This is a genomic window from Nocardia sp. XZ_19_231 (assembly GCF_015355705.1).
Taxonomy (GTDB): Bacteria; Actinomycetota; Actinomycetes; order Mycobacteriales; family Mycobacteriaceae; genus Nocardia; species Nocardia salmonicida.
Window position 1 is genome coordinate 364,841 of sequence record NZ_JACUZI010000003.1, and the last position, 12,706, is coordinate 377,546.

Annotated in this window: 14 protein-coding genes; 7 read left to right on the forward strand and 7 right to left on the reverse strand. The window is 67.7% G+C overall.

Annotated elements, in window-relative coordinates; translation table 11 throughout:
- The first annotated feature begins 24 nt into the window (after positions 1-24).
- The 6 genes from IBJ82_RS14930 (at position 25) to IBJ82_RS14955 (ending at position 5,296) form a co-directional block, all read left to right on the forward strand.
- Positions 25-393: a hypothetical protein gene (locus IBJ82_RS14930; protein WP_194826515.1), complete on the forward strand. Its 369-nt coding sequence runs from the start codon at positions 25-27 to the stop codon at positions 391-393.
- Positions 394-403: 10 nt separating this feature from the next.
- On the forward strand, positions 404-1,936 hold the full coding sequence (locus IBJ82_RS14935) for a trypsin-like peptidase domain-containing protein (protein ID WP_194826516.1): 1,533 nt from the start codon (positions 404-406) through the stop codon (positions 1,934-1,936).
- Positions 1,937-1,969: 33 nt separating this feature from the next.
- Positions 1,970-2,389: a Sec-independent protein translocase protein TatB gene (tatB, locus tag IBJ82_RS14940; protein ID WP_194826517.1), complete on the forward strand. Its 420-nt coding sequence runs from the start codon at positions 1,970-1,972 to the stop codon at positions 2,387-2,389.
- A 181-nt stretch (positions 2,390-2,570) separates the two neighbouring features.
- Entirely contained in the window at positions 2,571-3,428 is an 858-nt protein-coding gene (locus tag IBJ82_RS14945; RefSeq protein WP_194826518.1) for a hypothetical protein, read from the forward strand.
- Between the two features lie 116 nt (positions 3,429-3,544).
- Positions 3,545-4,111 (forward strand): hypothetical protein, encoded by a 567-nt coding sequence (locus tag IBJ82_RS14950; RefSeq protein ID WP_194826519.1) that lies wholly within the window; start codon positions 3,545-3,547, stop codon positions 4,109-4,111.
- A gap of 93 nt (positions 4,112-4,204) precedes the next feature.
- Complete coding sequence (locus IBJ82_RS14955; protein WP_194827161.1) at positions 4,205-5,296, forward strand: XdhC family protein; 1,092 nt, start codon at positions 4,205-4,207, stop codon at positions 5,294-5,296.
- A gap of 183 nt (positions 5,297-5,479) precedes the next feature.
- Here the strand turns inward: IBJ82_RS14955 and IBJ82_RS14960 are convergent, their stop codons facing one another.
- The 5 genes from IBJ82_RS14960 to IBJ82_RS14980 form a co-directional block, all read right to left on the reverse strand.
- Positions 5,480-6,418, reverse strand: coding sequence for a glucosyl-3-phosphoglycerate synthase (locus IBJ82_RS14960; protein ID WP_194826520.1), 939 nt, complete (start codon positions 6,416-6,418; stop codon positions 5,480-5,482).
- Complete coding sequence (gene folP, locus IBJ82_RS14965) at positions 6,415-7,326, reverse strand: dihydropteroate synthase (RefSeq protein ID WP_194826521.1); 912 nt, start codon at positions 7,324-7,326, stop codon at positions 6,415-6,417. The genes IBJ82_RS14960 and folP overlap by 4 nt, the downstream gene beginning before the upstream one ends.
- Before the next feature lie 88 nt (positions 7,327-7,414).
- Entirely contained in the window at positions 7,415-9,181 is a 1,767-nt protein-coding gene (locus IBJ82_RS14970; RefSeq protein WP_194826522.1) for a long-chain-acyl-CoA synthetase, read from the reverse strand.
- Between the two features lie 11 nt (positions 9,182-9,192).
- Positions 9,193-9,747: a TIGR00730 family Rossman fold protein gene (locus IBJ82_RS14975; RefSeq protein WP_194826523.1), complete on the reverse strand. Its 555-nt coding sequence runs from the start codon at positions 9,745-9,747 to the stop codon at positions 9,193-9,195.
- On the reverse strand, positions 9,741-10,541 hold the full coding sequence (locus IBJ82_RS14980) for a TIGR00730 family Rossman fold protein (protein ID WP_056813420.1): 801 nt from the start codon (positions 10,539-10,541) through the stop codon (positions 9,741-9,743). Before IBJ82_RS14980 ends, IBJ82_RS14975 begins: the two co-directional genes overlap by 7 nt.
- Before the next feature lie 99 nt (positions 10,542-10,640).
- Between IBJ82_RS14980 and IBJ82_RS14985 the strand changes: the two genes are divergently transcribed.
- The gene (locus IBJ82_RS14985) at positions 10,641-11,459 is read left to right on the forward strand and encodes a hypothetical protein (protein ID WP_228537141.1); all 819 of its coding nucleotides are present in this window, start codon (positions 10,641-10,643) and stop codon (positions 11,457-11,459) included.
- A 26-nt stretch (positions 11,460-11,485) separates the two neighbouring features.
- Here IBJ82_RS14985 and IBJ82_RS35075 read toward each other — a convergent pair whose 3' ends face one another.
- Together IBJ82_RS35075 and IBJ82_RS14990 are read right to left on the reverse strand one after the other, a co-directional pair.
- Positions 11,486-11,617 carry a hypothetical protein gene (locus IBJ82_RS35075; RefSeq protein WP_255532938.1) on the reverse strand — a complete coding sequence of 44 codons (132 nt, stop codon included), beginning with the start codon at positions 11,615-11,617 and terminating at the stop codon, positions 11,486-11,488.
- A gap of 117 nt (positions 11,618-11,734) precedes the next feature.
- Positions 11,735-12,643 carry a TIGR02452 family protein gene (locus tag IBJ82_RS14990; protein ID WP_370585314.1) on the reverse strand — a complete coding sequence of 303 codons (909 nt, stop codon included), beginning with the start codon at positions 12,641-12,643 and terminating at the stop codon, positions 11,735-11,737.
- Positions 12,644-12,706: the final 63 nt, after the last annotated feature.

Consider the following 12,706-nt stretch of genomic DNA (forward strand, 5'->3'; position numbering starts at 1 on the left):
GTCGGTCGGAAGGAAGAATCCCGGATGAGCGTGGAACCCAGTGCCTCAGGTCGCCCACCGCGCTTTCAGCCCACCGAGCACCTGGCCAGTGAGGCTGTCGCGGCTTTTGTCGACGGCGAACTGCGGATGAACGCCTATCTGCGTGCCGCCCAGCATCTTTCGGTCTGCCCCGAATGCGCGGCCGAGGTAGATGCCCAGCAGCAGGCGCGCATCGCGCTGCGCCGGGCCGCCGAGGTGGCGATTCCGCGCAGCCTGCACGACAGCCTCTCGCGCATTCCGCTGGCCGACCTCCCCGGCAACGCACCCGAACCGCAGCGCCGTAACGAGGCATTTCTCGGATTCATCACAGATTCCTTCACCGCGACCCGGTGGACAACGTGGCGGCGCAAGTAGAGTCTGCGACGTGACAGGCGAATCGACGAATTCCGGATCGGCCGACCACTCGGATTCGGGGGACAATCGGGGCACGCTGCGCCCTTCGGACGCACCGAGCCTCGGGCCGCGCCCGGTCTACCGGCCGCACATCGACAGCCACACCGCGCGCGCGTTCCGCCGCCCGAACGGCCAAGCCGGTTCGTTCGCACCGCACGACCCGCAGCGCGTGGCCGGAAAGGGCGCCGACGAAGGCATCGTTCAGCGCCCCCCGGACGGCGTGCTCGCCGAGGCGTTCGCCCGGCCCGAAGGCTCCTCGGAGCTGTTGCAGCGCGAGCCCGGCGCCGACGAGCCGAAGACGGTCGTCGCGGGTCCGGTCGACCCGTGGCGCGATCCCGACGCGGCGGCCCGGCTCGGTTCGCCCGCCGTCGAGACTCCCCCGCCTGCCCGGTTGCCCGTCGCGGACAAGCTGAGCGCTCGCGAGGTGCTGTTCGGTTCGCGGGTGGCACCGAAGGCACTGGCGATACTGGCCGTGCTCGCCCTCGGCATCGCCGTCGTGGGTGGGCTGGTCGGGCGGGTCACCGCCGAGACCGCGTCCACGCTCACCTCACGCAAGGTGACCCTGGATCAGAGTGCGGGTGTCGAGACCCCGCACAGCCAGATCGCCGCGGTCGCCAATGCCGTACTGCCCTCGGTGGTCTCGATCCGGGCCACTGTCGGCGACAACGGCGCGACCGGTTCCGGCGTGGTGATCGACGGCGGCGGTTACGTCGTCACCAACAACCACGTGATCTCGATGGCCGCGACCGACAAGTCCAATCGAGCCGCCATCCAGGTGCAGTTCTCCGACGGCACCCGGGTCCCCGCGCAGATCGTCGGGCGCGATCCCAAGACCGACCTCGCGGTGCTCAAGGTCGAGGCGAAGAACCTGACGGTGGCCAATCTCGGCAAGTCCGCCGATGTGCAGGTCGGCGACGACGTGCTGGCGGTCGGTTCGCCACTGGGCCTGAGCAAGACCGTCACGTCCGGCATCGTCAGCGCCCTGCACCGCCCCGTGAAGCTCGCGGGCGAGGGCAGCGACACCAACGCGGTGATCGACGCCGTACAGACCGACGCCGCGATCAACCCGGGTAACTCCGGTGGCGCGCTGGTCGACATGCAGGGCCGCGTCATCGGTATCAACACCGCCATCCGCAGTGAGACCGGTGGTTCGGTGGGCCTCGGCTTCGCCATCCCGGTGGACGTGATGACCGCTGTCACCCAGACCCTGATCCGCGACGGCCAGATGCACCACCCGGTGATCGGCCTGAGCGCGCGCACCAAGACCGTCGCCAACGAGGTGATGAGCGGTGCCGCTGTCGCCGATGTGACGCCGGGCAGCCCCGCCGACAAGGCTGGCATCGTCGAGGGCGACGTGGTCGTGAAGATCGGCGACCGCGAGGTCACCGGGCCCGACGAGCTGGTTGTGGCCGTGCAGTCCCGCAAGATCGGCGAAACGGTGAACGTGCAGTTGATCCGCGATGGCAGGCAGGTGGACGTGCCGGTCACCCTCGAATCCGACTGACCTGCGGACGCGCGCGCCGGGTAACCTGGATTCGTGTTCAGTAACATCGGGTGGAGCGAGATGATGATCCTGCTCGTCGCCGCCCTTGTGATCCTCGGCCCGGAGCGACTGCCCGGCGCCGTCCGCTGGACCACCGGCGCGCTGCGCCAGGCGCGCGACTACGCCAGCGGCGCCACCACTCAGCTGAAACAGGAGCTCGGACCGGAGTTCGACGATCTGCGCAAGCCGCTCGCCGACCTGAACGAGCTGCGTGGCATGAGCCCGAGGGCCGTGGTCACCAAGCACCTGCTGGGCGGTGACGATTCGGTGCTGCGCGATCTGGAGAGCGCGGTGCCCGACAAGAAGCAACTGTTCGGCACCAGCAGCGGTATGCCCACCACTCCGTCGGCGCCCCCGCTGCCGAAGTCGCTGGATCGCAACGAGCGCCCCCCGGTCGACTACGACGCCACGTAGATCGTCGAAAACACCGCACGGTCGGCATTTGCTACGAGATCGCGCTGAACGAACTCTGCAGCGGCGACCTCGCTTCTGTGTGATTTGCCGAAAATCCGCGCCCGAGAGTGTTGTGTCGCAAGACAGTTCGATGTCAATCGTTATAGACACACAACGCTGTCGAGCTGTCTAGACTTCGCACATGTCGGCCGATGACGTGGCACGAGTTTTCGCGATCGAGGACAAGGTCGAGCGACTCAAAGCTGCCACCGACGGGGTGGCGGCTGCCCAGCAGACCATCAACGAACTAACCAGGATCCGGCGAGCCGTGATCCGAGAACTCCATGCCGACGGCTGGACGTTCGCCCGGATCGGCGCCGCCGCCGGACTGTCGCGTGCGCGCATTCACCAGGTGAGCACCCAGGGTCCCGTTCCCGAAGGACTGTTCTTCGGCCACGGCACCCTGACCGTGCTCGCCCCCGAGGTCCGCTCCGGCCGACTTCTCGGCGCGCCCGACCCACAGGCCGCGCAGCGCCTGGCCGAACTGCTGCGACAACTCGGCTTCGCGGCGAACGTCGAGACGTTCATGCCCGGCCGGCCCATCGACCTCAATCGCGACGGGCTGGTGATTCTCGGCGGCCCCGAACTCTCACCCAGCCTGCGCCAGCTGGTGGTGGCCGATCCGCGCCTGCGCCGGACCGTCACCAGAGCGGGCGATACCCGGCGCGGCATCGAAGACAGGGCCGCACGCCGGGTCTACCGGCCCGGCGGCACCGAACCGCACGACATCGCCTACCTGGCTCGGCTCCCCCGGCCCGACCGGCGCGGCAGCATCATGCTGATCGACGGCCTGCATCCGCCCGGCTCACTGGGTGCGATCCGATTGCTGGCGACCCGCTTGGCGACGCTGCACGAGCGTGCGAGCAGTCATTTGTTCTCGGTCCTCATCGCGGTCCGGTACGACCGCGCCACCGGCGAACCCGTTGATGCGGATTTGCTCACCCCGGTTTACCGCCATGAAACAGACCCAAAGTTGGCTACGACCCGGGTTCATCCGTAGACTGCTCTAAACTCGCCGTGCTCAGTGATCTGCATCACTGTACTGTTATGGATCACAAGTCGCCCGCGATGGTTAGATTGCTAGCGAGTAACCGAGTGTGAGTAGGTGAGCATCACATGTTCTCGTCTCCAGAGGCCAGCGCGTGCCGGGTTCTGCCCGTGCACGCGGCAGGCCATCCACGGCCCGTTCCGCCCTTCGACGCGGAGCCGACCACCGGCGACGTCATCGTCACCACCCATCGCGTGACCTACAGCGACCGCCTGAAGGTCTTCATCGGCCCGCACGAGGACGTGGACAGCTTTCTGCGCCCGTTGCGGCGGATGGACGGTCATCAGCGCTACGCGCTCGATCTGACCGTGCTACCCGAACCGGTGCCCGCCACCGAGGTCACCACGACGGTGAGTTCGGCGCGCGGCGATCTCGCGCTCGGCTGCGCCGGTTCGGCGGACGCGATGACGCTGCAACTGCGCACGACCATCGATCACGTCACCCGGCGCTTCACCCTCGGGCTACCCGGGGGTCGACTCGGTCTGCCGACGGTGTATCTCCCGCACGGCGACGAGGACACCTACGTCTACCCGGAAGAGGTGTTCACCGCCGACCACGCGGTGGAGATCTTCCGCGACTTCTTCCACGCCGGCGCGGTTCCCGCGGGTCTGCAGCAGCGCGAGATCCTCGACTGAGAGCTTCTCGCCGCGCGCGACATGCTCGACGATAGCTAGGCTGGTCGAACGGTCACAATGCCTCGTTGGTGACCGCGGAGAGGCCGGTGCGTGATGCGTGATCTCCTCGGACAGGTGCTCGAACTGCTCGGTGATCAGGCCGTGGCACTGGCCAGGATCGTCGACCGAACCGGTGCGGGTCCGCGCGAAACCGGGGCCGCGATGGCGATGACGGGCGACGGTCGCGTGCTCGGTTCGCTGTCGGGCGGCTGCGTCGAGTCGGCGGTGCTCGCTACCGCCGGCCAGGTTCTGCTCGACGGCCAGGCGAGCCTCGAGCGGTTCGCGGCCGCCGATGAACTCACGGTCGGCCTACCGTGCGGTGGCGAGATCGAAGTCTTCGTCGAACGCCTGGACCGCGACGATCTCCCCGTCCTGCGCGCCCTCCACACCGCACTCGACGCACACCACCCGGTCGCCTACGCCACCACCCTCGAGTCGACCCCCGACCGAAAACTCCTACGGCCCGGCGATTCCGCCCCATGGCGCGGCCTCGACCACGACGCCGCCGCCCTCCTCGCCGCGGGCCACAACGGGCTCATCGGCGCCCAGGACTGCACCCCAGCCCAGGCCGAACGCCCCCGCACCTTCGTCCAGGTCTTCCGCTCCCCCGCCCGGATGATCCTGGCCGGCGCCAACGACTACACCCGCGCCATGACCGTCGCCGCGGCGAACCTCGGCTACCACGTCACCGTCGTGGACGCCCGCGAAACCTTCACCACCCCGGCCCGTTTCCCCGCCGCACACGAGGTCGTAGTCGACTGGCCCCACCGCTACCTCGAGGCCGAGAACGCGGCAGCCCGAGTAGACGACCGCACCGTCGTCTGCGTCCTCACCCACGACCCGAAATTCGATGTCCCCCTGTTGGCCACCGCATTACGCCTTCCGGCCGTAGGTTTCCTCGGCGCCCTCGGCTCCCGCCGAGCCCACGCCGACCGCACCGCCCGCCTGCGCGAAGCCGGCCTCAGCGACCCCGAAATCGCCCGCGTCCGAAGCCCTCTCGGCCTCGATCTCAATGCCCACACCCCAGCGGAAACCGCCATCTCCATCCTCGGCCAAATTCTCGCCGAGCGAAGCGGGGCCACAGCAAGACCCTTGACAGCACTGGACGGGCCGATCCATGGCCCTGGCAAGAGTGCCGAGCTCTAACGGCTGCCACCGACTCCGCGGGCAGTCAGCTACGTGGGCCGACGCACAGCGTGAACCCACGCTCGGTGTGGGCGAACAGCGTGGAGGGAATCCCCGCACAGTCCTGCGCCCCGGTCACCTTCAGCCCTCACACGTCGGGCGCCGCTCCGGTTCGCTGACCGGGGCGGCGCCCGATGTCGACGACTATGCCGCGACTTGTTCGGGCCGAAGGGTTTTCATCGGTGGTCGGTCTTCGAGCGAGACCGCGGTGGTGTGGGCGATGAATTCGCCTTCGATCAACGGGAATTGGGTCAGTGGGGCGCCCGAGTCGGGGACTCCGCTGCGGCGTAGAGCGGTGCCGAGGATCTGGCGGCTCATCACGCCCAGGTCGGACAGCGGGCGGTTGCGGTGGGTGCGCACGCCCAGGTTCACCTGGGTGATGGCGTCCATGCCCATGTGGTCGTAGGTGTCGAGGAGCAGGCCGATCTCCACGCCGTAGCCGGGAGCGAAGGGGACCGCGGTGAGCAGTTCGCGGGTGCCCGCGTATTCGCCGCCGAGCGGCTGGAGCACTTGCGCCAGTTCGGGGCGAAGGGCGGCCAGCAGCGGACGGGCGACGAGTTCGGTGACTCGCCCGCCGCCGTTCGCGTCCAGGGACTCGCCCTGGCGCAGCGGGCGGCGGTAGTAGGCCTTGGACAGGTGCGTGCCCTGCGTCATCAGCAGCGGGCCGAGGAGCTTGGGCACGAAGTCGGGGTCGGGGTCGATCAGGTCGGAGTCGACGAAGGCGATCAGATCGCCCGTGGTGACCGCCAGCGACCGCCACAGCACCTCGCCCTTGCCGGGGACCGGTTCGAGTTCGGGAACGGCTTCCTCGCGGGAGATCACCTCGGCGCCCGCCGCGCGTGCGCGTTCGGCGGTGGCGTCGGTGGACCCGGAGTCGAGCACGATCAGTTCGTCGACGAGCGTGCCGAGCAGCGGCCGGATACTGGCCACGACCGCGGCGACGGTGTCCTGTTCGTTCAGCGCGGGCAGCACCACCGAAACGGTGCGGCCCTCCTTGGCGGCGACGAGCTCGCCGACCGTCCATTCAGGGGTGTCCCATGTGTGGGTAGTGGCCCAGGCGGGCTCGCGGTGTTGGATTTTCATGCCAGACCTCGCAGAGTTCGTGCGGGGGGCCGGATGCCCTGGATCGCGGCGATCATGTCCACGACCCGCCGCGTTTCGGCGACTTCGTGAACCCGGAAGATCCGAGCGCCCGCGGCGGCCGACCATGCGGTTGCCGCCAGTGTGCCCTCGACCCTTTCGGTGAGACCTACACCTAGAGTCTCCCCGATAAAATCCTTGTTGCTCAGTGCCATCAGCACTGGCCATCCGGTTTTTACAAGACCGTCGATTCCGCGCAACAACTCGAGCCCGTGATAGGTGTTTTTGCCGAAATCATGAGTGGGATCGATCACGATGCCATCGGCTCGCACCCCCGCGGCCGCGGCATTCTCGGCCGCGGCGACGACGGTGGCGGTCACCTCGGCCACCACATCGGCGTAGCGAACACGATGCGGACGGGTGCGCGGCACGGCGCCGCCGGTGTGGCTGCAGACGATGCCCGCGCCCGTTTCGGCGGCGACGTGCACGAGATCGGGGTCGGCGCCGGCCCAGGTGTCGTTGATCAGGTCGGCGCCCACGGCGACCGCGGCCCGCGCGACGTCACCTCGCCAGGTATCCACACTGATCAACAGGTCCGGATACTTCGCCCGGATCGCCGCGACGAAGGGCACCACCCGCTGCGCTTCCTCGGCCGCGTCGACGGTGACTCCCGGCCCCGCCTTCACTCCGCCGATGTCGACCAGATCGGCGCCCTCGTCGACCGCGCGCGAGACACGTTCCATCGCGGCCTCGTCGCTGAACGTGGCACCACGGTCGTAGAACGAGTCCGGCGTGCGATTCACGATCGCCATCACCAACGCGCGATCCGTCGCCACCTCGCGCCCACACAGAGTCTGCCCGCTCCGCCTCTCCGAGTCTTCGGCCGACGACTGTTCACCGCGACTGCTCATGCTCCGGGCAGGCGGTTCGAAATTCGGTCGAGGTTCGGGCGTGCCCGACGAGTTACCCATGTTCATACGAAATCAGACATTACGGGTGCTATCTCGGCGCTCGACCAGCGGCAACGTCAGCCGCGTATTCGGCGTAGGCAGGAACATAGCCTTCTGTCGGACCGGACAGCACATACAGCTGACCGTCCACGTCGGGCGCATAACCCTGCTTACGCAATTCCACCTTCCGGCTCTTGAACGTCGATGTCTGCTCCAGTTCGGCGACCACGCGCACATACAGCGGGACCGCGTACAGCGGGAGTCGCTGATAAGCGGTCGCGGCCAATGCCTTTCCGTCGAATGAGGCGTCGTCGGCCAGCGTGATCGCCGCCATGCCCGCTTTTCCGTCGGTGCCGGGAATGTCGACGCCGTAGACAACAGCCTGATCGACACGCTCGTCGTGCCCGAGCGCGCCCTCGACCTCCGTGGTCGCCACGTTCTCGCCCTTCCACCGGAAGGTGTCGCCGAGCCGGTCGACGAACGCGATGTGCCAGAAATGCTGATCGCGGACGAGGTCGCCGGTGTCGAACCAGCAGTCGCCCTTCTTGAAGCCGTCGCGCACCAGCTTGGATTCCGAGGCCTTCTTGTCGGTGTAGCCGTCGAACGGCTGACGGTTGTTCACCTTCGCCAGCAGCAGCCCGACCCCGCCGGACCGCACCCGGCGCAGCTTCCCATCGCGACCGCGCCGCGCGTGGCCGGTCTCGTCGTCGTACTCGACGACCGCGTACGGCAGCGGGCACAGTCCGGCGGTCCGGTCGACGCCGAACGCGTTGACGAACGCCAGCGGCGCCTCGCTGGACCCGTAGAACTCGACCACCCGGCCGATCCCGAACCGGCGCCGGAACTCGTCCCACAGTTCGGGTCGCAACCCGTTGCCGACTGCCAGCCTGACCCGATTGCCCTTCTCGCCGGACCGCACCGGCTGGTTGATCAGGTATCGGCAGAGCTCGCCGATGTAGATGAACGCGGTGGCCCGCTCGCGCGCGATCTCGTCCCAGAACCCCGACGCCGAGAACTTGCGGCTGAGCACATAGGTCGATTCACCCGCGAGCACGGCCGACAGCGCGACCGTGAGCGCGTTGTTGTGATAGAGCGGCAGGCAGCAGTACAGGGCGTCGTCGGCCCGCAACCGGACGCCGAGCCCGCCGAGCCCGGACATGCTCTTGGTCCAGCGCTGATGGGTCATCACGCTGGCCTTGGGTAGACCGGTGGTGCCGGAGGTGAAGATGAGGAACGCCCGTTCCCCGGCCCGGACCCGCGCACAGGTGGCGGGGTCGGAATCGGTTGCGGTGCGGGCCGACTCGTCCAACTCCTCGGCGGTGAGCACGTTCTCCGCAGGCTCGGGCAGCGACTCCAGCGCCTCGGCGCACTCCGCGCCGACGACATTGAGCACGCTGCCGAGCAGCCCGATGCTGTGTGCCAGCACCTGATCTCGCTGGTTGTAGTTGAGCAGCCCCACCGTGGCGCCGAGCTTGAGCACGGCCAGCACCGTGAACAGGGTTTCGGGCCGGTTGGTCATCAGCACGCCGACCACATCGCCGCGCGTCACCCCGCGCGCGGAAAGCACTGCGGCGTAACGGTTCACCTCACTGTTGGCGGCGCGGTAGGTGTAGGAACGACCTTCGAAACGCAGGAACACCCGGTCGGGCCTGCGGTGTGCGACCCGCTGGAAATACAGCCCGATGGAGGCTTTGTCCTTGGGCCCCACCAGCATTCCGCGTGCGTTGCGCAGCATGCCGGGGGCGTCGAGCGCCATGGCGGGCAGGGCTTTGGCCAGGTCGAACACGCTTACCGTGTCGCGCGCGTCATTGCTCACGTCGATCTCTCCTACTGTGCGGGCGCGGCCGGTTCCAGCGCGGCGAACGCGGTGGGCAGGTCGGTGGCCACGATGAGTCGGTCACGTGCTGCCCGCGGCACAATTGTGCGCTCGGACAGTTCATCGATCCAGTGGAACAGGCCGTCGTAGAAGCCGTTCGCGTTCAGCAGGACAACGGGTTTCGTGTGTTCACCGAGGTAGCCACCGGTCCAGGTCTCGAACAGTTCCTCGAGGGTCCCGATGCCGCCCGGGAGCGTGAGGAACGCGTCCGCGCGCGCTTCCATCATCTGCTTGCGCTGGCGCATCGTGTCGGTGACGAGCAGTTCGTCGGCGTCGACATCGGCGACTTCCTTGTGCACCAGATGTTTCGGGATCACGCCGATGGTGTGCGCGCCACCGGCCCTGGCCGCGGTGGCCACCGCGCCCATCATCGACACGTGACCACCACCGGAAACCAATTGCCAACCGCGACGCGCGATCTCGGTGCCGACGCGCGCCGCGAGGCTGATCAGGTCGGGATCGGTGGTGCTGGCGGAACAGTAGACACACACGGAATAGCTCACCATTGATCCTCGGTGCCGAGACGCTCGATGTTCGCGTGGTCGCCGGTTTCGCCCTGGATGATCCGCACGACCTCGTCGACGCTGTCGGTGAGCTGGATCAGGTCGAGATCCTCGGGCGAGATCTTGCCCGAGCCGGCCAGGGAGCTGCGCAGCCAGTCGACGAGGCCGGACCAGTAGGCGGTGCCGAACAGAATGATCGGGAAGCGGGTGATCTTGCGGGTCTGCACCAGGGTGAGCGCCTCGAACAGCTCGTCCAGGGTCCCGAAACCACCGGGCAGGCAGACAAAAGCCTGGGAGTACTTCACGAACATCGTCTTGCGGACGAAGAAGTACCGGAAGTTGATCCCCAGATCCACCCACTCGTTGAGCCCCTGCTCGAACGGCAGCTCGATCCCGAGCCCGATCGAGTAGCCGCCCCCTTCCGAGCAACCGCGGTTGGCCGCTTCCATCGCGCCGGGCCCGCCGCCGGTGATCACCGCGAAGCCCGCCCGACTGAGCGCCGCGCCGATCTCCCTGCCCGCCACGTACTCGGGGTGGTCGGGACCCGTACGCGCCGAGCCGAATACCGTCACCGCGGGCGGGATCTCCGCGAGCGCGCCGAAACCCTCGACGAACTCGGCCTGGATCCGCAGTACCCGCCACGGATCGGTATGCACCCAGTCGCTGTCCTGCCGCGTATCGAGCAGGTTCCGGTCGGCGGTCCGCACACCGGGCTTGCGCTCCCGGCGGAACATCACCGGACCACGGAACTTCGGTTTGACCTTCCCAACCTGTTCATCAGCGGAATCGGTAGACATGACCCCAACTTACTGTGTTGGATTCCGGTCACGGGCGCGCACTTCTAGATCGGCCGGGCCACGGCCATCCGCGTCCTCGATCGAGCCGAAGGATTTCCCGTGTCCCCTGCCGTCGCGGCACGTTCCACTCGTGTGCTCGTCGTGCTCGTCGCCATGGCCGGTGCGCTGATCACCGCGTTCGTTGTCGCTCCACGCCTGCTGGCGAACAGCGTCGAGGCCGGTTTCAGCGACGAAAACGATCTTCGACGAGCATTCCGCACGGCCTTCGTCGAGTATTGGCTTGCCGGAAACCGTGAGTTCACCGCCGACCTGGCGAAGGTGGTCGACTACTGGTACCGCTATCACCTCGTGAAAGCGGTACTCGCCGCGATTCTGCTGGCCGTGCTCGTCGCGCTCGCCGTGAAGCTCTGGCGGGCGTTCGTGGCGGCGGGCCAGGCGGCGCGGGGCACACGGGTCGGTCTCGCGGTATCCGGCGGCCTGGCCGCCGTGCTCGCGCTGTGCTCGCTGGTGCTGGTGCTGGCCAATGTGCAGGGCGCGGTGACGCCCTTCGCGTCGCTGCTGCCGATGTTGCTGGGCGAGGACTCCGCCCCGACCGAGGTCATCACCCAGGTCGACCGGCGGTTGGCCGACGGCACCCGAGTACCCCCGCTGGAGGTGATGATCGACGAATTCGCTCGCTACCACGTGGCGATGGCCGCGCTCGCCGCCGTAACGGCCGTTCTCCTACTCGGTGCGTGCGCCCTTCTGTGGCGCAAGTCCGTCCGGTCCCCCGACCGCCGCTCCCGTCGCGTCCTCGCCTGGTTCGGCACCCTCTCGGCCCTGTTCGCGTTGGTCATGGTCGTCGTCGCGGTAGCGAACACCACCAACGCGTCGAACCCGGTCCCCGGCCTGGCAGCCCTGTTCACCAACGGTTGGTGAGCGCGAACCTCGACGGGCGTCTCGGCCTACGGCTTGGACAGGTAGGTCCGCAGCATCGCGGCGAAGCGGGACACGTCGGTCCAGCCGTACTCGGCGCGCATGCCGCCGCCACCGTGGGCGTTGACGGAGTCGATGAGGGGTTTCGGTGACTTCAACATTGGCCGTGACCTCGAGCAGAAGCCTGGCGGGACCAATTCGTGCTCTGTTGTGCTTGTGGGGTGAGGGGCGGGTCGGTGGGCTGCCGGCAGGCGGGTGTGGTGTCGGTCGGCGGGGATCTACTCTGCCGCGAAAACGGTTCGGAAGGTAGTGAGGATGGTCTCGCCACAGGTCCGGTCCAGTATCGCGAAGGTGATCTCATCGAAGTGCCCATTGAACCGCCCACCATCGGCTAGCAGTGCATGGAAGGCACCGGCCACCATGCCTGGGTCGTTGCCGTAGGCGCCGCAACCCCAGGCGCCCAGTACTAAACGCCGGTAGCCGACCGCTGTTTCGAGAATGCGCTCGGCGCGGGTGGCCAGCACCGCGGGTATTCGATGCGCCTCGCTCGCCAGCTCCTGCATGATCACGTTGGTGCGGGGCGCCGGGCAAGTGAGGAAGCCGACCGTATAGGGGCTGTCGAGCAGGGCGCCCGTGTCGTCGCGGAAGACAGGCACGGCGGGAGACAGGATCACGCGGTCGCTGTAGAAATGGTCCGGTGTGCGTCGGTGGTGCTCGTAGTATTGCGGCACGGCGAGCAGGGTGGTGTACAGCGCCGATGCTCGGCACAGGGCTTCTTCTTGGGTCCTGGCGCCAGCGAGGTAGTGGCCGCCGGGATTGCGTGCGGACGCGAAATTCAGGACGGCGACCGGCTCTGGATCGGTGTCGTACATCCGGAGCGCCGCAGCGAGGCTGCTCTCCCCGGTCACCGTAATGACGGTGGTGGCCTCACTGCGGGTGATGACCGGGACCGGGTCGGGGCCGTACATCCGGGTGCCCTGAACGGCGGCTTGCACCCTCGATGTCAACGAGACATAGTGTCCGCCGGGCGCCAGGTAACCGCCAGCTGCGATGATCTGCTCGTTGTCGGCGGCGATGGCTCGCAGGCGTTCGGTCACGCCCACGATGCTCTCATGGCTCGAGACAACCGCCAGCCCAGATACTTGCACAACCCGGGCCGATTCAGGTGTCCAGACCGGACCGGGCACCGATAGGCAAGATCAAGGCTATTGCTCGGTGGGACAGGGTCATTCGTTGCTCATCGCGCAGGT